This window comes from Rugamonas apoptosis, from assembly GCF_014042355.1.
GTDB lineage: Bacteria > Pseudomonadota > Gammaproteobacteria > Burkholderiales > Burkholderiaceae_D > Rugamonas > Rugamonas apoptosis.
On sequence record NZ_JACEZU010000018.1, the window covers coordinates 1 to 19762 of the forward strand.

General features: G+C 63.8%; 17 protein-coding genes and 2 tRNA genes. 15 read left to right on the forward strand and 4 right to left on the reverse strand.

Annotated features, from left to right (window positions below; genetic code table 11):
* Positions 1–131 precede the first annotated feature (131 nt).
* Both H3H39_RS25775 and H3H39_RS25780 read left to right on the forward strand, forming a co-directional pair.
* Complete coding sequence (locus H3H39_RS25775; protein ID WP_182157260.1) at positions 132–1928, forward strand: hypothetical protein; 1797 nt, start codon at positions 132–134, stop codon at positions 1926–1928.
* A 28-nt stretch (positions 1929–1956) separates the two neighbouring features.
* Positions 1957–2397, forward strand: a complete 441-nt coding sequence (locus tag H3H39_RS25780; RefSeq protein WP_182157261.1) for a nuclear transport factor 2 family protein — start codon at positions 1957–1959, stop codon at positions 2395–2397.
* Positions 2398–2569: 172 nt separating this feature from the next.
* Here the strand turns inward: H3H39_RS25780 and mmsB are convergent, their stop codons facing one another.
* The 3 genes from mmsB to chvE form a co-directional block, all read right to left on the reverse strand.
* Positions 2570–3835: a multiple monosaccharide ABC transporter permease gene (gene mmsB / locus H3H39_RS25785; protein ID WP_182157262.1), complete on the reverse strand. Its 1266-nt coding sequence runs from the start codon at positions 3833–3835 to the stop codon at positions 2570–2572.
* The gene (gene mmsA, locus H3H39_RS25790; RefSeq protein ID WP_182157263.1) at positions 3828–5369 is read right to left on the reverse strand and encodes a multiple monosaccharide ABC transporter ATP-binding protein; all 1542 of its coding nucleotides are present in this window, start codon (positions 5367–5369) and stop codon (positions 3828–3830) included. Before mmsA ends, mmsB begins: the two co-directional genes overlap by 8 nt.
* A 64-nt stretch (positions 5370–5433) precedes the next feature.
* On the reverse strand, positions 5434–6501 hold the full coding sequence (gene chvE, locus H3H39_RS25795) for a multiple monosaccharide ABC transporter substrate-binding protein (protein ID WP_182157264.1): 1068 nt from the start codon (positions 6499–6501) through the stop codon (positions 5434–5436).
* Between the two features lie 339 nt (positions 6502–6840).
* On the opposite strand from chvE, the gene H3H39_RS25800 reads away from it, so the two are divergent.
* From H3H39_RS25800 to H3H39_RS25830, 8 genes are all read left to right on the forward strand, one after another.
* Positions 6841–7860 (forward strand): 2-dehydro-3-deoxygalactonokinase, encoded by a 1020-nt coding sequence (locus H3H39_RS25800; RefSeq protein WP_182157265.1) that lies wholly within the window; start codon positions 6841–6843, stop codon positions 7858–7860.
* Positions 7861–7914: 54 nt separating this feature from the next.
* Positions 7915–8043, forward strand: a complete 129-nt coding sequence (locus H3H39_RS28240; protein ID WP_255462723.1) for a hypothetical protein — start codon at positions 7915–7917, stop codon at positions 8041–8043.
* A complete protein-coding gene (locus H3H39_RS25805) occupies positions 8043–8933 on the forward strand; it encodes an SMP-30/gluconolactonase/LRE family protein (RefSeq protein ID WP_182157266.1) in 891 nt (296 codons plus the stop codon). The genes H3H39_RS28240 and H3H39_RS25805 overlap by 1 nt, the downstream gene beginning before the upstream one ends.
* Positions 8934–8956: 23 nt before the next feature.
* Positions 8957–9586, forward strand: coding sequence for a bifunctional 2-keto-4-hydroxyglutarate aldolase/2-keto-3-deoxy-6-phosphogluconate aldolase (locus H3H39_RS25810; protein WP_182157267.1), 630 nt, complete (start codon positions 8957–8959; stop codon positions 9584–9586).
* A gap of 388 nt (positions 9587–9974) precedes the next feature.
* Positions 9975–10286, forward strand: coding sequence for a hypothetical protein (locus H3H39_RS25815; RefSeq protein WP_182157268.1), 312 nt, complete (start codon positions 9975–9977; stop codon positions 10284–10286).
* A gap of 61 nt (positions 10287–10347) precedes the next feature.
* Positions 10348–11613 (forward strand): ABC transporter substrate-binding protein, encoded by a 1266-nt coding sequence (locus H3H39_RS25820; protein WP_182157269.1) that lies wholly within the window; start codon positions 10348–10350, stop codon positions 11611–11613.
* Positions 11591–13954, forward strand: a complete 2364-nt coding sequence (locus H3H39_RS25825) for a sensor domain-containing diguanylate cyclase (RefSeq protein WP_182157270.1) — start codon at positions 11591–11593, stop codon at positions 13952–13954. The genes H3H39_RS25820 and H3H39_RS25825 overlap by 23 nt, the downstream gene beginning before the upstream one ends.
* 92 nt (positions 13955–14046) lie before the next feature.
* A complete protein-coding gene (locus tag H3H39_RS25830) occupies positions 14047–14295 on the forward strand; it encodes a DUF3297 family protein (RefSeq protein ID WP_182157271.1) in 249 nt (82 codons plus the stop codon).
* 5 nt (positions 14296–14300) lie between these two features.
* Here the strand turns inward: H3H39_RS25830 and H3H39_RS25835 are convergent, their stop codons facing one another.
* Entirely contained in the window at positions 14301–15692 is a 1392-nt protein-coding gene (locus tag H3H39_RS25835; RefSeq protein ID WP_182157272.1) for an MFS transporter, read from the reverse strand.
* A 131-nt stretch (positions 15693–15823) separates the two neighbouring features.
* Between H3H39_RS25835 and H3H39_RS25840 the strand changes: the two genes are divergently transcribed.
* The 5 genes from H3H39_RS25840 to H3H39_RS25860 all read left to right on the forward strand — a co-directional run bounded on the left by H3H39_RS25840 (position 15824) and on the right by H3H39_RS25860 (position 19746).
* A complete protein-coding gene (locus H3H39_RS25840) occupies positions 15824–16675 on the forward strand; it encodes a LysR family transcriptional regulator (protein ID WP_229218301.1) in 852 nt (283 codons plus the stop codon).
* A 90-nt stretch (positions 16676–16765) separates the two neighbouring features.
* A tRNA-Gly gene (locus H3H39_RS25845) sits at positions 16766–16841 on the forward strand.
* 50 nt (positions 16842–16891) lie between these two features.
* A tRNA-Gly gene (locus H3H39_RS25850) sits at positions 16892–16967 on the forward strand.
* Positions 16968–18139: 1172 nt separating this feature from the next.
* The gene (locus H3H39_RS25855) at positions 18140–18793 is read left to right on the forward strand and encodes a TetR/AcrR family transcriptional regulator (protein WP_182157274.1); all 654 of its coding nucleotides are present in this window, start codon (positions 18140–18142) and stop codon (positions 18791–18793) included.
* Between the two features lie 56 nt (positions 18794–18849).
* Positions 18850–19746, forward strand: coding sequence for an alpha/beta fold hydrolase (locus H3H39_RS25860; protein ID WP_182157275.1), 897 nt, complete (start codon positions 18850–18852; stop codon positions 19744–19746).
* Positions 19747–19762 lie beyond the last annotated feature (16 nt).

A 19762-nucleotide genomic window follows, 5' to 3' on the forward strand; every position in this document is an offset into this window, starting at 1 on the left:
GCGATCACCAGCCACCCACCAAGTCCGGTGACAACACCCCCCGGATCATGGACGACTGGGGGCAACAATCATGCCGAACTTGGCTGGCCAAAACCTTGAGGATCAAGGTCTGTATATAGTAACGGGGGCGCATGCGAGCCAAACATTGGAAGCTGCTGGTACTGCTGTTGGCCGGCTTGTCGGCGCTGGCGATCTGTGTCGAGATGGCTTATGGCGTCGCCGCGCTGGCCAGGGGCACCCAAGGCAGCCTCGGATACACCGGGCATGACGGGTACGCCGATGGGCGGCACCGGCGCATCATCGACAATGTGGCGCCGGGCTCGCAACTGGGGCTGGCCGGCGCTGTCGCCGGCGACACCCTGGCGTTCGACGACAACACCGCCCGCAAGACCGTGCGCACGCCGGGCGAACAGGTGGGCATGACCTTGTTTCATGGGGCAAGCGCCACCCGCCTGCTGGTGATGGCCACCGAAACGCCGTTCAACAGCAGCGAGATCACCGGCTACGTCCTGGTTTGGGCCTCCATGTGGCTGAGCCTTGTGCTGGGCCTGCTGACCGGCCTGCGCAAGCCGGACGGCGCCTGCTATCGCATGCTGTCGCTCTACCTGATCCTGGTCGCGCTGGCCAATTACGTCAATTTCACGCCGCCGGGCACCTTGCGCATGTTGCTGTGGCTGCCGTGGATGCTGGTGTTCTGGGCGATCGGGCCGCTGCTGCCTTTGTTCGCCTTGCGCTACCCGGACGAGCGGCCGCAGGGGCTACGCGCTTTCCTGTATCGCCAGCGCTGGCTGATGTATGCGCTGTCCGCCGCCGCGACCACGCTCATGGTGGCCAAGCATACGGATCTTTACGAGTCCGCCTGGACCAGGCGCGTGTTCGTTGCAACCACCGTTGTCGAAGCGCTGGTGCTGGTCACGGCCTTGCTGGCCGGGTGGTGGGAAAGCAAAGGAGCGCTGCGCGTCCGGTTTGGCTGGCTGGCATGGGCGCTGTGCGTCGCTTCGCTCGCCGACATTCTGGTGCAATGGGCGCCGTTCGATTTGCAGATCGGCAGTTTCACGTCGAGCTGGAATATCGTCAACGGCATGGTGTGGTCGGTCGCGCAAAGTGTGCTGACCTATGCCGTGCTGCGCCACCGGATCTTCGACTTCGGCTTCGCCATCAATCGCACCCTGGTGTATTCGGTGACCAGCATCCTGTTACTGGTCGCCTTTGGCCTGGTCGAATGGCTGGTCGGACACGTGGTCCATGTCGAAGGCCGCGAGAAGAATGTCTTGCTCGACGGCGCCATCGCGCTTGGCGTGTACCTGGCATTTCATCGCTTGCGGCACGGCGTCGAGCATTGGATTGAACGCTTGTTCTTTCACTCGTGGCATCAGGCGGAAAACGCGCTGCGCCAGTTTGTGCGGGAAGCGGCCCATGTTCGTTCGCGCCGGGCGCTGATCGAGCAGACGACGCGCGCGCTGGCGCGTTTCGCCGGCGCGGAGGTTCGCTTGTACAGGCTCAGGGCCGGCATGTTTGTTAGCGGCGACGCGCCATCCATCGACATCGACGACCCGCTGGCGACAGCATTGGCCGAATCCCGCAAGCCCGTGCTGGTGGCGGAAACCCTGAGCAGGCAGCCCGGCGAACTGGCCGTTGCGATGCTGCATCGGGGCGAATTGCGCGGTTTCGTCCTGCTCGACGCCAAGCCGGGCGGTGCGGCGTATCGGGCCGACGAGCTGGAAGTGCTGGCCTACGCGGTGCACCAGGTCGGCCTGGACCTGGCGGCGCTCGATAACGAAGCCCTGAAATCCGACATCGCCCGCGTGGAAGCCGAGGCCGAAGCCTTGCGCATCCGCTGCAGCACCCTGACGGACTCCATGCGCATGCTTGGCGCGCGCATGGTGCCCGAAAGCGTGCAGGCCGTGCCGGCATCGTCTCGCAACTGATCGTTCCACAACACCTGAAGGAGACAAAATGCAAGCACTTAACCGCACGGCGATGGGCGTGGCGCTCGGCTTGACATGCATTGCCTACGCGGCGCCTTCGCTGGCCTCGGATGCGCAATCCGTCGTCCAGCAACAACTGAACGCCTATAACGCTCATGACATCCGGGCCTTCATGGCGACCTACGACCCGGGCGCGGAAGTGGTTGAATTTCCGGCCAAGCCGCTCATGAAGGGCGCGGCGCAGATCCAGGAATTCTATGAAACCAAGCGTTTCAACGATCCCCGCCTGCACGCCACGGTGGACAAACGTATCGTCATGGGCAACGTGGTCATCGACTACGAGCAAATCCTCAACACTCAGGCCGCCGGTCCGGGCCGGATGGAAGCGATCGCCATTTACGAAGTCAACGACGGCAAGATCACCAAGGTGACCTTGATCCGGGGCAGTGCGAGCCTGGACAAGCAGTGACAGCCGTCACCGGTCCCAATACTCCTGGACGCATCGCGCCGGGCAGGAACAAGGTCCAGTTCGGTGGCCATCAAGGGCGCTGGAATTCTTGGGATGGCGGGAGGAAAAAAAACCCGGCTAGCAGGCGCTTGCCGGGTTCAAAGGGGAGAAATAGTTGTTCCTTGATCGTTCCTTACTTGTTCTTGTGGTAGACGTCCACGAATACGGCCGCCAGCAGCACCAGTCCCTTGATCACCTGCTGGTAATCGATGCCGATGCCCATGATGGACATACCGTTGTTCATCACGCCCATCACGAAGGCGCCGATCACCGCACCCATCACCTTGCCCACGCCGCCCGAGGCCGAGGCGCCGCCGATGAAGCAGGCCGCGATCACGTCCAGTTCGAAGCCGTTACCCGCTTTCGGCGTGGCCGTGTTCAGGCGGGCGGCGAAGATCAGGCCGGCCAGCGCGGCCAGCACGCCCATGTTGACGAAGGTGGCGAAGCTCACCCGTTCCGTCTTGATGCCCGACAGGCGGCTGGCCTTCTCGTTACCGCCCACGGCGTACACGCGGCGGCCGATCACGGTGCGGTTGGCGATGAAGGTGTAGGCCATGATCAGCAGCGCCATCACGATCAGCACATTGGGCATGCCCTTGTAGGATGCCAGCAGGTAGCTGAAGTAGACGATGGCGGCGGCCAGCAGCGCGTTGCGGACCAGGAAGAAGGCCAGCGGTTCATCGGACATGCCGCTGCCCACCAGCCGTGCCCGGGCCCGCAGCTTGACGTAGCCCAGCGCCACGGCGGCCACCACGCCCAGCAGCAGGGAAGTGAGACGCAGGTCGCCGCCGGCGAACAGTTCGGGAATGAAACCGGAGCTCAGGCGCTGGAAGCCTTCCGGGAACGGGCCGACCGACTGGCCTTGCAGCAGCGCCAGCGTCAAGCCCTTGAACACCAGCATGCCGGCCAGCGTGACGATGAAGGACGGGATCTTGGCGTAGGCGACGAAATAGCCTTGCGCCGCGCCGATCAGGCCGCCCATGGCCAGGCACAGGGCGCCGGCCGCCACGTAATTGAAGTCGTAGTTCACGATCAGCACGGCGGCCAGCGCGCCGATGAAACCGACCACCGAACCCACGGACAAGTCGATATGGCCGGCCACGATCACCATCAGCATACCGAGCGCCATGATGACCACGTAGCTGTTCTGCAGCAGCAGGTTGGTGATGTTGAGCGGCTCCATCAGGGTGCCGTCGGTCATGAACTGGAAGAAGGCCATGATCAGCACCAGCGAGAACAGCATGCCGTACTCGCGCAGGTTGTTCTTGATGAAGCCCAGCGCCGACGCCCCCTTGGGCGGCGCCGACTGCGGCGCGGCCGATGCCGCCGTGGCCGGGGCGGCCGGCTTGGTGTGGCTGGCCAGTTCGCCGGTCACGCCGGCTTCGATTTGATTACCCATGTTGCTTGTCTCCGTTTAATACGATGGCGCGCATGATTTTTTCCTGCGTCGCTTCGGCCGCGCTGAATTCACCCACGCAGCTGCCTTCATTGATCACCATGATGCGGTCGCACATGCCCAGCAGTTCAGGCATCTCCGACGAGATCATGATGATGCTTTTACCTTCCGCCACCAGCTGGTTGATGATGGTGTAGATCTCGAACTTGGCGCCCACGTCGATGCCGCGGCTCGGTTCATCCAGGATCAGCACATCGGGCCTGGAGAACAGCCATTTGGCCAGCACCACCTTCTGCTGGTTGCCGCCCGACAGATTGAGCGTTTGCTGGAACACGTCGGCGCAGCGGATGCGCAGCTTGCTGCGGAAGTCGTCGGCGACCTGGAATTCGCGGCCCTCGTCGATCACCAGGTGGCGCGCCACGCCGTTCAGGTTGGCCAGGCTGGTGTTGCGCTTGATATCGTCCTGCAGCACCAGTCCCAGCGCCTTGCGGTCCTCGGTGACATAGGCGATGCCGTGCTTGATGGCCTTTTGCACCGTGCTGACGTCGATCGCCTTGCCGTCCTTGAAGGCCTGGCCGCTGATTTTCTGGCCGTAGGAGCGGCCGAAGATGCTCATGGCCAGTTCCGTACGGCCGGCGCCCATCAAGCCGGCGATGCCCAGCACTTCACCCTTGCGCACCTTGAGGTCGATGCCCTTGATGACCTGCCGTTCCGCGTTTTCCGGATGGTGCACGCGCCAGTCGCGCACTTCAAAGCAGGTGTCGCCGATGTTGGGCGTGCGGCGCGGGTAGCGCTCGGCCATGTCGCGGCCCACCATGTGGCGGATGATGCGGTCTTCGCTGATCTTCTCGACGCGGCAGTCGAAGCTGTCGACCGTGTTGCCGTCGCGGAGCACCGTGATGGCGTCGGCCACCTTGGAAATCTCATTGAGCTTGTGCGAAATGAGGATCGATGCGATACCTTGCGCCTTCAATTCCAGCAGCAGCGAGAGCAGGGCATCGCTGTCGCTTTCGTTCAGGCTGGCCGTCGGCTCGTCCAGAATCAGCAGCTTGACCTCTTTGGACAGCGCCTTGGCGATCTCGATCAGCTGCTGCTTGCCCACACCGAGCCGGTTCACGGGGGTGTCGGGCGCTTCGTTCAGGCCCACCTTACGCAGCAGTTCGCGCGTCTTGGCGTGGGCCGTGTGCCAGTCGATGACGCCATTGCGGCCAGGCTCGTTGCCCAGGAAGATATTCTCCGTGATCGACAGCAGCGGCACCAGCGCCAGTTCCTGGTGGATGATGATGATGCCAGCGTGTTCGCTGTCGGCGATGCCGCCAAAGGCACGCACCTGGCCTTGATAATGGATGTCGCCGCTGTAGCTGCCGTGCGGGTAGACTCCGCTCAGCACCTTCATCAGCGTGGATTTGCCGGCGCCGTTCTCGCCGACGATGGCGTGGATCTCGCCGTCGCGCACCTTCAGGTTCACATGGTCGAGCGCAACAACGCCCGGAAAAGTCTTCCTTATCCCGCGCATTTCCAGGATGATATTGGTCATATTGGTTCTCGGACTGTCTTGCATGAATGCCCCGGCGGCGCTGCACACCGCCGGGGCGCGCCGCTTATTTGAACTGCGACTCGCTGTAGTAGCCGCTGCCGCTCACCAGCACCTGCTTCCAGTTGCTGATGTCCACGCTGACCGGTTTGAGCAGGTAGGATGGCACCACCTTGACGCCGTTGTTGTAGGTCTTGGTGTCGTTGACCGGTGGCGTTTTGCCGCTCAGGACCGCGTCCACCATGCTGGCGGTGACCTTGGCCAGTTCACGGGTGTCCTTGAAGATGGTGGAGCGCTGTTCGCCGCGTAGGATGGATTTGACCGAGGCCACTTCCGCGTCCTGGCCCGTCACCACCGGGAACGGCTGCTTAGGCGTACCGTAGCCCACGCCCTTGAGCGAGGACAGGATGCCGATGCTCAGGCCATCATACGGCGACAGCACGGCGTCCACGCGGGCCTTGCCGTAGTTGGCGCTCAGCAGGTTGTCCATGCGGGCCTGGGCCACGGCGCCGTCCCAGCGCAGGGTGGCCACCTTGTCCATGCCCACCTGTTTGCTGCGCACCACCAGCTTGCCCTGGTCCATGTACGGCTTGAGCACGGACATGGCGCCGTTGTAGAAGAAGAAGGCGTTGTTGTCGTCGGCCGAACCGCCGAACAGTTCGATATTGAACGGACCCTTGGCCGTTTTCAGTTCCAGCGCTTTTTCGATGTACTGGGCCTGCAGCACGCCGACCTGGAAGTTATCGAAGGTGGCGTAGTAGTCCACGTTCTTCGAATTGCGGATCAGGCGATCGTAGGCGATGATCTTGACGCCCTTGTCGGCCGCTTTTTGCAGCGCACCGGCCAGGGTGGTGCCGTCGATGGCGGCGATCACCAGCACCTTGGCGCCCTTGGTGATCATGTTTTCGATCTGCGCCAGCTGGTTAGGGATGTCGTCGTCCGCGTATTGCAGGTCGGGCTTGTAGCCTTTTTCCTTGAATACCTTGACCATGTTGTCGCCGTCGGCGATCCACCGGGCCGACGACTTGGTCGGCATCGAGATACCGATCAGGCCTTTTTCTTGTGCGCTGGCGTAGGAGACGGCGCCCAGGGCGCCCACCGTCATCAGGGCGGCAAGCATAGTCTTCATCTTCATTCGTAGTCTCCAGAATCTTGTTGGTTTGGTCATGTGGGCCGTGCGGTGTGCCGGCTTACGGTTATCGTGCTTGCGGCGGTATGACACAGGCGGCGATGTGTGGATCATAAATAGTCCACAGCGCATTACTAATGACTTTTTCCGCGAAAGTGATATCGAAATGGATATACGTATGCGCGGCAGGCCATGCGCCGGCGATAATCACGGGGCTACGGCTTGGGCGGGAGATGGTAGCAGATATCAAAAAGGATATCGGATATCGAAAATTTGTCATTAGTCAGCCATGGGTGCGCGACCTAAGATGTGGCTTCTTCCTGCTTGGACTACTAAACGCGCGCCATGAACATTATCACCATTGATTCCGGAACCACCAACAGCCGCTGCTACCTGTGGCGCGACGGGGTCCTGCTTGGGCAGGCGGCGGCGGAGGTGGGGGTGCGCGACAGCGCCATCAGCGGCAGCAAGGACGCCCTCAAGCACGCCGTGCGCGACATCATCAAGCTGACCCTGGCCCAGGCCGGGCTGGAAGCGGGCGACGTCGGGCTGGTGCTGGCCAGCGGCATGATCACTTCCAGCCTGGGGCTGGTGGAAGTGCCGCACCTGACGGCGCCCGTGGGGCTGGCCGAACTGGCGCGCGGCATGGTGCGCATGGAAATGCCGGAAGTATGCGCCCAGCCGATCTGGTTCATTCCCGGGGTGCGCAACCAGAGCCACAAGGTGACGCTGCTCAATCACGAGGCGATGGACATGATGCGCGGCGAGGAGACGGAAACCATCGGCCTGCTGCGCCGCCTGGAGCTGAATGGCCACGCCTTGCTGGTGCTGCCGGGTTCGCATACCAAGCTGGTCAGCATCGACCAGTCGCAGCGCATCACCGGCTGCGCCACCACGCTGTCGGGCGAATTGCTGCAGGCCATCACCCAGCACACCTTGATCAGCCAGTCGCTGGGCGGCCAGTTCGGGCGCGAACTGCGGCCGGACATGCTGCTGGCCGGGGCTTCCACGGCCCAGCGCACGGGCCTGGCGCGGGCTTGCTTCAGCGTGCGCACGCTGGCCCAGTTCACGGATTTGCAGCATGACGACCGCGCCAGCTTCCTGCTGGGCGCCGTGCTGTCGGATGACGTGCTGGCCTTGAAAAACAGCAGCGCGATCCAGATGCGGCCCGACACCACCATCGTCATCTGCGGCAAACCGATGCTGCGCGACGCGCTGGCGCTGCTGATCGAAGATAATGGATTTTTCTACGGCCGGCGCATCGTCGCCACCGACGCGCAGCAGGCCGGGCTGTCCGGCGCTGGTGCGATGGCGGTGGCGGCGGCGCGCGGGCTGGTGCCGGCCGACGCCGCCCTGGCCCTCTGACGGCAGCGCGCCGCCGCATCGGCAGTCACTCTCACATCACCACCCGGACACGATATGACCGACACCAAGAGACGCATCCTGCGCAGCCAGCACTGGTTAAGCGGCGATGACATGGACGCCTGCATCCACCGCGATTGGATGAAAAAACAGGACTTGTTGTTCGTTGCGCGCGAGTCGCACTGATGGACGCGCAACTGAGCTTGCTGGTCGATGGCCAGAGTGAACTGGGCGAGGGCGTGCTGTGGTGCGAGCGCCGCGGCCGGGTCTACTGGACCGATATCCACGGCGCACTCCTGCACAGCTACAGCCCCGCCACCGGCGAGCACCAACTGTGGCCCTTGCCCGAGCGCCTGTGCAGCTACGCGCTGACGGACGATCCCGACCTGTTGCTGGCCGGACTGGCCTCGCGCCTGGCCTGGCTGGACCTGCGCGACGGCGCCGTGACCACCATCGTCGAAGTGGAACCGGACTTGCCCCATACCCGCGTCAACGATGGCCGCTGTGACCGACAGGGCCGTTTCGTGTTCGGCACGCTGGACGAGCGGGCCGACAAGCAAGCCATCGGCGGCTACTATCGCCTCAACACCGACCTGACGCTGGAACGGTTGCCGCTGCCGCCGTGCGCCATCGCCAACAGCATCTGCTTCGGGCTGGACGGCAACACCATGTATTTCAGCGACACGACGCGCCAGGTGATCGAACGCTGGGATGGTTATGGCGCGGGCGGGCCGGCCCGCACCAGCGTGTTCGCCGACCTGCGCGGCAGCGATGCCTGGCCGGACGGCGCCATCATCGACGCGCAAGGCTATCTGTGGAATGCGCAGTGGGGCTCCTCGCGTGTGGCGCGCTACGCGCCCGACGGCACGCTGGTGGCGAGCTGGCCGCTGCCCGTCACCCAGCCCAGTTGCCCCTGCCTGGGCGGCGCCGAATGGAATCAGTTGTTCGTCACCACCGCGTGGGAACACCTGGACGCCGGAGCGCGGGCCGCGCAACCGATGGCCGGCGGCCTGTTTGGCGCCGTGGTGGCGGATGCGCGCGGCGTACCGGAAGCGCGCTTTGGCGCCTTGCCTTGAACTGCAACGAACGGGAATCCGACATGTACAAGTATGAACTGATGCAAACCCTGCTGCGCCGCCCGATGGTGGCGATCGTGCGCTCCTCGTCGGCCGACGCCGCGCTGGAACTGGCCGAAGCCTGCATCGCCGGCGGCATGACGGCGCTGGAAGTGGCCTTCACCACGCCGGACACGCTGGAGGTGCTGCGCACGCTGCGCCAGCGCCATGGCGACGGCTTGTTGCTGGGGGCCGGCACGGTGCTCGACCCGGAAACGGCGCGCATGGCGATCCTGGCAGGTGCGCAGATGATCATTTCGCCCTCCGTGAACGTGGCCACGATACGCATGTGCCAGCGCTACCAGGTGCTGTCCATGCCGGGCGCCGTGACGCCGACGGAAATCGTGACGGCGATGGAGGCGGGGGCGGATCTGGTCAAGCTGTTCCCGGCCGAGACGCTGGGGCCGGCCTATCTGCAAGCCTTGCGCGCGCCCTTGCCGCAGGCGCCGCTGATGCCGACCGGCGGCGTCACGGTCGAGAACCTGCCGGAATGGTTCGCCAACGGGGCGCTGGCGGTCGGCATCGGCGGCAGCCTGAGCGGCCCGGCAGCCCAGGGCGACTACCGCGCCGTCACTGAACGGGCGGCCCGGTTCGTCGCGCGCATGGGGGCGTGACGCACGGCGCGGTGCGTCGGCGGGCGCCCGCTTCCGTCGCCTGCTTGCTTTGCGGATGGGAAGCGTTTAACAATTCCACGTGCCACACCCTTGCGGCCGGAGCGCTCCGGCCGTTTCCTTTTGGCCGTTTCCTTGTCGCTGCATGGTCCTTCCCGTTTTCGGATCAAATGCATAATATGTCTTAATAATTAATAACTTGCGCCATTTGCATCGGCCAGGCTTCTGACCCCGCCGCCGCCCCCCCGTTTGGACCCGGTTGACGTGAAATGGGTACGCCGTGTCACCAAAAGCAAAAGTGAAATGGGGCTTTGGGACCTATGATCGTCCGGTACTGCCAACAATAATAAGTGGCATGATCAGTGGGGGACGGTGTATGAAATCTTGGAGCATGGAAGAGGCGCAGGATGCGTTTGCGCGCGGACAATTGGATGGTGTGGCGATCCATTTTCATGGCATACAGTTCAATGTCGAGGAGTGCTGGTTTACGGTGATCATCGACGCCGGCTCCGCCAGCGGCGGTGGCAGCGGACCGCTGGTGGCGGGGCGGGACCGCACCGCCAGCGTGTTCCAGACCATGAGCGCGGCGCACGCGGCCATCCGGAAAATCGGCTTCCAGGCCGATCGCCTGTGGACGGGCTATGCGCGCGAGAGCGCCACCAGTGCGGCCCGCGCCGGGCCGGGCGCATGCGCGAGTTGGTGACCATGTTCGCACTCTGACGTATCTTGTCGAACGCAACCCGACCACCCTCTCTAAGCCCGCCATGCCGCCTTTGCCCTCGCGTTGCGCCCGTTTCCTGTGCCTGGCCCTGTGCGCCGCCTGCCGCCTGCCGCGCTGGCGCTGGACCTGCGCCTTGCTGTGCGCGCTGGTGGCGGGCGAGGCGCTGGCCAGGGAGCAGCTGGTGTTCTATTACATGGTCTCGAGCGGGCAGCAGCGCAGCGCCTGGCAGGCCGTATTGAATCGCTTCGAGGCGGAAAACCCCGACATCGAACTGGCCGCCACCGTGTTTCAGCATGAGCAGTACCGGCCCGCCTTTGCCAGCCTGATCGCGCGTCACAAGGTCGACGTGGCTTTCTGGATGGGGGGCGAGCCGTTGCGCAACGCCGTCGACGGCGGGCTGCTCAGGCCGTTCGATGAAGCGCTGGTGGCGCAGCTGTCGCACGGCCCGCAGGGCGAGCTGGACCTGAACCCCACGCGGGTGCGTGGCCAGGCCTACGGGTTGCCCATCGCGTACTACCCGTGGGGTTTCTTCTACCGCAAATCCTTGTTCGCGCGGCTCGGGCTCAAGGTGCCCCTCACCTGGGACGATTTCCTGGCCACCTGCGCCACGTTGCAGGAGGCCGGCCTGGCACCGCTGGCGGTCGGGGCGAAGAATGGCTGGCCGGCCGCCGCCTGGTTCGATTTTCTCGACCTGCGCCTGAACGGCATCGAATTTCACCGCCGCCTGCTGCACGGCCAGGAGCGCTTCGGCGACCCCCGCGTGCGCAAGGTGTTCGACACCTGGCGCGTGCTGCTGGAGCGGCGTTATTTCCTGGCGCAGGCCATGGGCAACGACTGGGACTATGTGCTGCCTTATTTTTACCGGGAACGGGTCGGCATGATACTGATGGGCGCCTTCGTGGCGGCCAAGTTTCCGGCGGCGATGGCGGACGATATCGGCTTTTTCCCGTTCCCCCGCCTTTCCCCCTTGGTGCCGGTCTATGAGGAAGGGCCGCTCGACCTGCTGGTCATGCCCGGCACGGGCAAGCATCCGCAGGCGGCGCGCCGCCTGCTGACCTTCCTGGCCGGCAGCGGCGCCTTGCGCCAGCTCAATGAGATGAACCACACCGTCTCGCCGCAGCGCGCGCCGGCATCGCCAGCCCGGAACGGGGCGGCCATGGCGTGGAGCGCCAGTCATACCTTCTTTTTCGACCGCGACGCGAGAAAGGGGATAGTGAGTCCTGCTTATGCGGGTTTCCGTCAATTCCTCACGCCGCCGCATGACGCCGCCGCGACGATACGGTATCTTGACGTCCACGCCGTGCCATAAGGATCGCCGCCGGCCGCCACCGCCAGTTGAACATGCCCATGAAATCATCCCTCAACCGCGCCGAACGCGCGCGCCATGCCGTACCGACGCCACAGCGACTAGCCAGGCTGCTGGCGCGCCAGTTCACCCATCCCCGCCTGCTGGCCGCGGCGCTGGGCAGGCTGGCGGCGCGCGCGCCGGCGGCGAGCTGGCGCAGGCGCTCGAGATCGTCTATCGGCAGTTCGTCTGCCTGGAGGTGGTGGGGCAGGCCAGGTCGTTCCTGGCGCCGCTGGAGGCCGCCGCCGCCGAGGCCCGCGCCGCCGGGCTGGCAGGCCCGCTGGCCTATTTCCTTGTCGGGATGGGACGCATCCGCTACATCGAGGGCGAATACCGCCAGGCCGCGCTGCTGTGGACCCAGTGCCTGGACCTGTGCCGCCTCAGCCCGAACGAGGAGGCTGGCATCGAGGCGCGCGTGGGACTGGGCCAGGTGTATGACGCCATGGGCGACGGCCGTACCGCGGCACGCCTGCATGGCGACGCCAGCGTACTGGCGGGCGCCGTCGGCGATCCCTACCTGATCGCCAAGGTGGCCATCAACCAGGGCTTCAACCTGAAAATGATCGGCCAGGCCGAGGGCGCGCGCGCGCAGTTTTCGCTGGCGCTGGAACATGCCAGGCTGGGGCGGGTGCGTCACTACGAGGCGGAAATCTACTGGTACCTGAGCGAACTGGCGCTGGCCGCCGGCGCGCTGGAGGAGGCGCAGCACTATGTGGTCCTGGCCCGCGACCTGGGCGCGCGCTGCGGCCACGCCTGGCTGCTGGCCGGCGCCACGCGCACGCTGGCCACCATCTATCAGCAGCGCGGCGAGGTCGACGCGGCGGCGGCCACCTACGGGGCGGCGCTGGAGCTGGCCGGCCGCAACGGCGCGCGGCGCCAGCAGGCCGAATGCCACGAGGCACTGGCGCAGCTGGCCGAGGCGAAAGGCGATTTCGCGCTGGCCTTGCGCCATGCGCGCCAGTCGCAGGCCTTGCAGGCCCACCTGATACGGCAACTGGTGGTGGCCGAACGCCTGGACGAATTGCGGCCCTACGATTTGTCCAACCAGCCGCCGCTGGACGCCTTGCTGGCGCTGAGCAGCGATCCGGCGTTGCAGCGCGACGACCCGGAGGCGGCCCTGGCGCACATCTGCCAGTCCGGGCTGCAGATACTCGATGCGGAGCGCCTGGCCATCTGGCGGAAGGGCACCGCTGGCTGGTCGCAGTGCGCCGGCGCCGATCCGGCCGCCGCCGCAGCTCCCGCCCGCGCTGCCGCTGCGGCGCAGGATGCGGGCTACTGGCATTCGGTGGAGGCGCTGCAGGAAACGCGCGTGGCCCACGACATCCGCCTCCATCCCCACGCCGCGGCATTGCACGCGCTCTATGGCGGAGCGGCCTTGCACTCGTTGCTGGAAATTCCGCTGCGCCAGCGCGGCCAATGCGTGGGCTTGCTGCACGTGGCGCGCCATACCGAAGGCAGGCCCTGGTCGCGTGACGAGGTGCTGTTCGGTTCGCACTTGGGGGTGCTGGCCGAACAGGTGCTGGCCAATGCGCAGATCCACGGCATGCTGGCCGAATTGCAGGAAATGAACGAGCAGCTGGAGGCGCGCGTGGCCAGCCGCACGGCCGAGCTGCAGGCGGCCAACCAGGCGCTGGAGGAGGTGTCGTTGACGGATGCGCTGACGGGCCTGCGCAACCGGCGCTACTTCCTGTCCCATGTCGAGCGCGATGTCGCGCACAGCTTGCGCCTTGGCGCCGAGCAGGTGCTGCCGATGGTGTTCTACCTGATCGATATCGACCATTTCAAGCAGGTCAACGATCGCCACGGCCACGCCGCGGGCGACCTGGTGCTGCGCAGCGTCAGCCAGCAGCTGCGCCTGTGCGCACGGGAATCGGACTATCTGGTCCGCTGGGGCGGCGAGGAATTCCTGGTGGTCAGCCGCGGTGTGCCCCGTGCCCAGGCGGGCGTGCAGGCCGAGCGCATCCGCGCCACCATTGCGGCCACGCCCATCGCGCTCGATGGCGGCGCGACGCTGCGCCTGACCTGTTCGTTGGGCTTCGCGTCGTTTCCCAGCGCGCCGTCGCAGCACAAGGAACAATGGCCGGCCATACTGGAAATCGCCGACCAGGCGCTGTACCTGGCCAAGCGCGGCGGCCGCGATGCCTGGGTCGGCATCATTGATGCGCCACCGGCCGCCACCGGCGAGGTCGATGTGACGGGCTGGATCGCGGCCGGCGCCGCGACGGTCGTCAGCAACCGGCCCGCCATCGTGGCCGGGGCGGCGCCGGCGCCCGATGGCGCGGGCGATGGCCTGCCAGGGCGCTGAAACGGCGGGACGGACCGATCGGCCTTGGTGCGCCGCCGGGCGGCAGGGTGCGGCCGTTGTCTCGCCGGCCATTCTCGTGGATAATTGCGGCCATGAACGATACCACCACACTCCCCCCATTACCCGACCGCCTGTCGGTCGATCCACGCAGCCCATTCCACAATGTGGACGTGTTGCAGAATGACATCGGCATCAAGATCAACGACAAGGAACGCCGCGACGTCGAAGAATATTGCGTCAGCGAAGGCTGGATCAAGGTCGCCTCCGGCAAGTCGCTGGACCGCAAAGGCCGCCCCATGTTGATCAAGCTGACGGGCCGCGTCGAAGTTTTCTACAAATAAAGGCATCACCGCGCGAGGGCGGGGCGGGCCTGGCCAGGCCGGGTCCAGCCCGCCGTCACTGCCGCCGCCAGCAGCAGCAACGCGCACATGGCCATTACCGCGCGCACGCCGGCCGTGATGGCCGCGCCGTCGCCTTGGGCCACGATGGCGCCAAACAGGGCCACCCCGGCCGCGCCGCCCACCTGGCGGGCCGTATTCAGGATGGCCGACGCCGTCCCCGCCTGTTCCTTCTCCACGCTCGATAGGATCGCCGTCGTCATCGGCGGCACGGCCAGCCCCATGCCGGCCGGAATCAGCACCAGCCCTGGCAGCATGGCCAGGAAGCTGGCGTCCGGCGCGATGCCGCACGCGCCCAGCAGCGCGTAACCGCCACCACAGATCAATCCTCCCGCCACCATGGGTGTCCGCAATCCCGACCGTGTCGCCAACCGTCCGCTGGCGATGTTCGAAAAAATGAAAGTCCCGGTGAGCGGCAGGAACGCCAGCCCCGTCTGCATCACGCTATAGCCGCGCACCCGTTGCAGGTAAAAGCTGAGCACGAAAATCATGCCGTAATACGTGAAGTTGACCAGCACCCCGAACAGCACGGCGCCAGAGAACGGCCGGCTGCCGAACAGCGATAAGGGCAACATGGGTGCGGCCGCGCGTCGTTCGACGGCGATGAACGCCATGCTGGCCACGGCGGCCATCAGCAGGCCGCCCCACACCACGGGATGGGCCAGTCCCAGCGACTGCGCTTCGATCACGGCCGCGATCAGCCCGGCCAGCGCCACGATGGCCAGTGACTGGCCGGGCCAGTCCAGTTGGCGCACCGGCGCCTTGCCGGCCGCGCGCGGCACCACGGCCCAGGTCAGTGCGCAGCCGGCCAGGCAGACGGGCACGTTGACCCAGAAAATGTTGCGCCAGCTGCCCACGGTCAGCAGCATGCCGCCGATCACCGGGCCGGCCGCGATGGAGACGCCGCCGGCCGCCGTCCACCAGCCGATGGCCTTGGCCAGCCGCGCTGGGTCGTGCCGGTAGGCGGCGTTCAGGATCGCCAGCGAACTGGGAACCAGCAGCGCCGCGCCCACGCCCTGCAAGGCGCGCGCGCAGTTCAGCAGCAGGGCGCTGGGCGCCAGCGCGCAGGCGGCCGAGGCCAGTAAGAACAGGCCGAAGCCGGCCAGGAATACATGGCGCGAGCCAAATTTGTCCCCCATTACGCCTGCCGACAGCAGGAACACGGCGAAGCCCAGCGTGTAGGCGTCCACCACCCATTGCAGCGCGCCCACGCTGGCGTGCAGTTCGGCACCCATGCGGGGCAGGGCCACGTTGACGATGGTGACGTCCAGCTGGACGATGATGAAGGCGAAGCTGCAGGCCAGCAGCAGGGCAGGAGAAGTGGGGCGTTCGGTTGCCATGGCGGTTCCTCGGTGGTCGCGGTGCGGAAGATGGAAGGACTATACGGCCCTTTGACTATTTAAAAAAATGAATAATAATGATTGAATCTATCGTTTTTTAAGAATCAATGAGTGCCATGGAATTGTCCGCCTTGCGTATCTTTAAAGCCGTGGCCGAGGAGGGCAGCGTGACGCTGGCGGCGGCGCGGCTGAACCGGGTGCAGTCGAACGTGTCGGCCCGCCTGACCCAGCTGGAGGAATCGCTGGGTGTGGCATTGTTTCACCGTGCCGGCCGGGGCTTGCACATCACGGCTGAAGGCGATCGCCTGCTGGCTTACGCTGACCGCCTGCTGCAACTGGCGGATGAGGCGCAGGCGGCCATGCGCCCCGATCAGCAGCCATCGGGCTCGCTCCGCATCGGCGCGATGGAGACGACGGCGGCGGCCCGCTTGCCGATAGTGCTGGCGGCGTTCAACCGCCAGCATCCGCAGGTGGACCTGCTACTGGAGACGGGGCCGACTGACCATCTGCTGGACGGCGTGCTGCGCCACCGGCTCGACGTGGCGTTGGTGGCCGCACCCGTGCCCCATGGGGAGCTGGTGCAAGTGCCCGTGTTCACGGAAGAACTGGTGCTGATTACCGGTCCGGCCCATGCGCCCGTGCGCACGCCGTACGACGTGGCGCGCCGCAATCTGCTGGTGTTCCGTTCTGGCTGCACTTACCGTCGCCGGCTGGAAGCGTGGTTCGCCGAGGCGGACGTGGCGCCCGGCCGCATCTCCGAGTTCGGCACGTTCGAGGCCATCATCGGCTGCGTGGCGGCCGGCATGGGCGTGGCGTTGATGCCGATGGAGATCATCGGCCAGCGCAAGCTGGGCCGGACCATCAAGACGCATCCGCTGCCGCCGGCCATCGCCCAGGTCGACACCATGCTGGTGTGGCGCAAGGACGTGCTGCACCATCCGGCGCGCGCGGCTTTCGCGGCGTCGCTGGCGCCGTCCAATTGAGTGGGCGGTGACGTTTTCAGGAATTTTTGTGGAAAACGACAGCGGGTACTTGAAAAACTGTGCGCCCCTCTGCTATAGTTCTGCCTCCACGCGGGAGTAGCTCAGTTGGTAGAGCGCAACCTTGCCAAGGTTGAGGTCGAGAGTTCGAGACTCTTCTCCCGCTCCAAACGCTTCAAGGCGGATGGCGGTCACGGTGGACACAGTAACAACTCCTATGCGGGAGTAGCTCAGTTGGTAGAGCGCAACCTTGCCAAGGTTGAGGTCGAGAGTTCGAGACTCTTCTCCCGCTCCAGAATTCAAAAAAGGGAAGCCGTGCGGCTTCCCTTTTTGCTTATGCCGACATCAATCTTGTCGCGTTGCTTATAAACTGAGCAGTTTATATTTTCCCCTTAAAAATCAGTCGCTTGATGCGTGGTGGGCGGGCGAATAATGCCTAGTAATGCCACGTCGATCATTCCAATTCCCCACTCTATGTCATGAGCAGGATTGTGTCTTATACGTGGGGCAGTTTCGTGTGCAAATTATGCGGTGAAGTGGGTCAGATTACGTGGTTGACCAAATGCTGCAGACCGATCATGCGGGCACTGCCGGAGACCGATAGTCCTCTGTCCCGCTAAGCAAAGCCTGTATTACGGTAGCGGCCCACCCTGGTGTTCGCCAAGCATCGTAACTGCCGCGGAACTCATGCGCTTCGAAGAGTGGATAACTTACCCTGCGAAAAAAATACGCGAGGAGCTTTTGTCTATTGAAATCAGCCGCTTGCATCGAGATCGGGTTGTTTGTTAACAAGCTTATCCACAGAAATTGTGGGCAAATGCTGGCGTTCCAAGAGTCGAGGAAGGAGCTTTGCCATCGTCGCGCCAACGGGATCAGGGGCGATGCTCCGTTGTAGTCAACTATGCCGATCCTGATAAAGATCGTTTGGGAGATCGGCGTATGCGTACCGTCGAAGTGTGAAAGCGCCATGCGCGCGACGATTTCCACCGTCAGTGATTCATTTGCGTATGCAGGCATTGAGCCACGGAAAGTGTATCGCACCAGCTTGGCAGCATCCTGCCGCCCCCGGTAGACATCAGCAAACCGCGCAAGGACTTCAGAAGAACGACTCGACTACGGTCCGAGGTGCTGTGATTGCGCCAGAACTTTTCGTCAGCGGGGTGAGGCCAGGTAGAAGGTTTGAGATTTGGGCGCCTTTGCCGTTCAGCGAGCACGATCCGCTTTCAAACAGCGGCATTGAATTCCAGATATCAGCGCGAGGTTGTTTCAGTGATGTAGGCAGAAAGCCCTGACGCCGTCAGGGTCAGGACATATTTCCAGGTCGCCGCGTTTCAATCGCAATGGAAAATATACTGCGCTGTTACACCTTGCTGGAGCGGCTGTGGCTAAACGCCTGGCAAGCACCAAGTCAACAAAAAATATTGAGACAGTGTATAATTTTAGACATTGACTCAATATGGACAAAGTATGCAGCCTGTTAGCCGGAAACGTAGCAGCCAGTCGGACCTAAGCAATTCAGCGCCGGCCCAGCCAATTCAGCGCAGGGCGCGCAAGCAACTGGAAAATGCCGGGCACATGGCGGCATGCGCCTGGCAATTATTTGAAACGTTAGGGTACGAAGCGACCACCATGGAAGCCATCGCCGTGGCCGCCGATGTGGCCCGGGCCACCCTGTACCGCTATTTCCCCGTCAAGGAAGCGCTGATCGCCCACCGTTTCCATCAAGACCAAATCACTCACCAGCAAGTGATTTGTGCGGGTGCCCATGCAAGCCCGGACTTGCCTTCGGCCTTGCGCTATATATTGCAAATTGAAGTGGGCTATGCGGAACGGATGAAGCCGTATATGGGCCCCTATCTCGCCTATCAGCTGGCCGGCCAGCAAAATTCCGAGCGGATCGCCGACAACGACATTGTTTATGGCCTGGTTCTCGATCTGTTGCGCCGCGCCTTGGTCGATGGAAATATCGATGCCACGCTCCGTGCTGAACAGTTGGCCGAGTATTTTGCCTTCTTGCGCTTGTCGAGCCTCATGCACTGGCTGGCCAGGCCCAACTCCTCGCTGCTCACCCTGTACGAAGACATGCTTGGTTTCTTCATCAATGGCACACGCACAAAATAGCCGCGTGCCGATCGCGTCCGAGGTTTTCACCTATCCCGCCACTCCTGAAAGCTCCCATGCCATCCATCTTCGCGTCCCAACTTAAGCGTCTTGCCGCATGTGCGCTTGCCAAAGCAATCGACTACCAAACCAAGGCGGCCAAGCTACGCCTTGTCAGCGTTGAAATGAGTTTTGGCACCATCTGCTATCTCGACAGCATTGAGCAGCGTGCCAAGCACGCCATCCTCATGCTCCATGGCGCGGGTGCCGAAAAAGAATCTTGGCTAAGCCTCGCCCAACATCTGGGCCAGACGCGCCGCATCGTCATCCCCGACTTGCCCGGACACGGAAATAGCAGCGCCGACCTGTCGCTCAACTACGACATCTCGCACCAAACCAGCCGCGTGCTTGCATTCATGAACCGTTTGGATCTGGAAAAAGTGCATTTGATTGCCAATTCGATGGGAGGAGCCATTGCGCTGCGCCTGGCCAGCCAGCATCCCGACCGGCTGGCTTCCCTGCAATTGATCGACTGTGCCGGTGCGCAGAGTACACCGGATACCATCACAGCCATGTTCAAAGACGGCACCAATAATCCCCTGGTTGCTGTGCGCAGCCTTGCCGATTTCAAATTGCTGATGAATACAGCGATGAGCAAACCTCCGTATATTCCCGGTTTTTTCCTTGCCGTGCTGGCCGACAGGAAAATCAGCCGTGCATCCATCGATGAAAAAATCTACCGTGATATCGCGCGCGACCTAGATCAGCGCGCCATTCTTGAACGGATCGCCGTGCCGACTTCCATTATCTGGGGAGCCGAAGACCGAATACTGTCTGTGGAAGATGCAGCCTTGCTCCATGAGAAAATTGCCGGCAGCGAGAAACTGATCTTGGAAGGGCTGGGACATGTACCCATGGTCGAAGCCCCGAAGCTGCTTGCATCTCACTGCCTGCGTTTTTTGAATGCACTGTAAGTGCCCATGCCCATGC

Excerpts from the sequence above, each read along its gene's own strand:
- H3H39_RS25775 (WP_182157260.1), top strand. The coding sequence starts at position 132 with ATGCGAGCCAAACATTGGAAGCTGCTGGTACTGCTGTTGGCCGGCTTG.
- H3H39_RS25780 (WP_182157261.1), top strand. The coding sequence starts at position 1,957 with ATGCAAGCACTTAACCGCACGGCGATGGGCGTGGCGCTCGGCTTGACA.
- mmsB (WP_182157262.1), bottom strand. The coding sequence starts at position 3,835 with ATGGGTAATCAAATCGAAGCCGGCGTGACCGGCGAACTGGCCAGCCAC.
- mmsA (WP_182157263.1), bottom strand. The coding sequence starts at position 5,369 with ATGACCAATATCATCCTGGAAATGCGCGGGATAAGGAAGACTTTTCCG.
- chvE (WP_182157264.1), bottom strand. The coding sequence starts at position 6,501 with ATGAAGATGAAGACTATGCTTGCCGCCCTGATGACGGTGGGCGCCCTG.
- H3H39_RS25800 (WP_182157265.1), top strand. The coding sequence starts at position 6,841 with ATGAACATTATCACCATTGATTCCGGAACCACCAACAGCCGCTGCTAC.
- H3H39_RS28240 (WP_255462723.1), top strand. The coding sequence starts at position 7,915 with ATGACCGACACCAAGAGACGCATCCTGCGCAGCCAGCACTGGTTAAGC.
- H3H39_RS25805 (WP_182157266.1), top strand. The coding sequence starts at position 8,043 with ATGGACGCGCAACTGAGCTTGCTGGTCGATGGCCAGAGTGAACTGGGC.
- H3H39_RS25810 (WP_182157267.1), top strand. The coding sequence starts at position 8,957 with ATGTACAAGTATGAACTGATGCAAACCCTGCTGCGCCGCCCGATGGTG.
- H3H39_RS25815 (WP_182157268.1), top strand. The coding sequence starts at position 9,975 with ATGGAAGAGGCGCAGGATGCGTTTGCGCGCGGACAATTGGATGGTGTG.
- H3H39_RS25820 (WP_182157269.1), top strand. The coding sequence starts at position 10,348 with ATGCCGCCTTTGCCCTCGCGTTGCGCCCGTTTCCTGTGCCTGGCCCTG.
- H3H39_RS25830 (WP_182157271.1), top strand. The coding sequence starts at position 14,047 with ATGAACGATACCACCACACTCCCCCCATTACCCGACCGCCTGTCGGTC.
- H3H39_RS25835 (WP_182157272.1), bottom strand. The coding sequence starts at position 15,692 with ATGGCAACCGAACGCCCCACTTCTCCTGCCCTGCTGCTGGCCTGCAGC.
- H3H39_RS25855 (WP_182157274.1), top strand. The coding sequence starts at position 18,140 with ATGCAGCCTGTTAGCCGGAAACGTAGCAGCCAGTCGGACCTAAGCAAT.
- H3H39_RS25860 (WP_182157275.1), top strand. The coding sequence starts at position 18,850 with ATGCCATCCATCTTCGCGTCCCAACTTAAGCGTCTTGCCGCATGTGCG.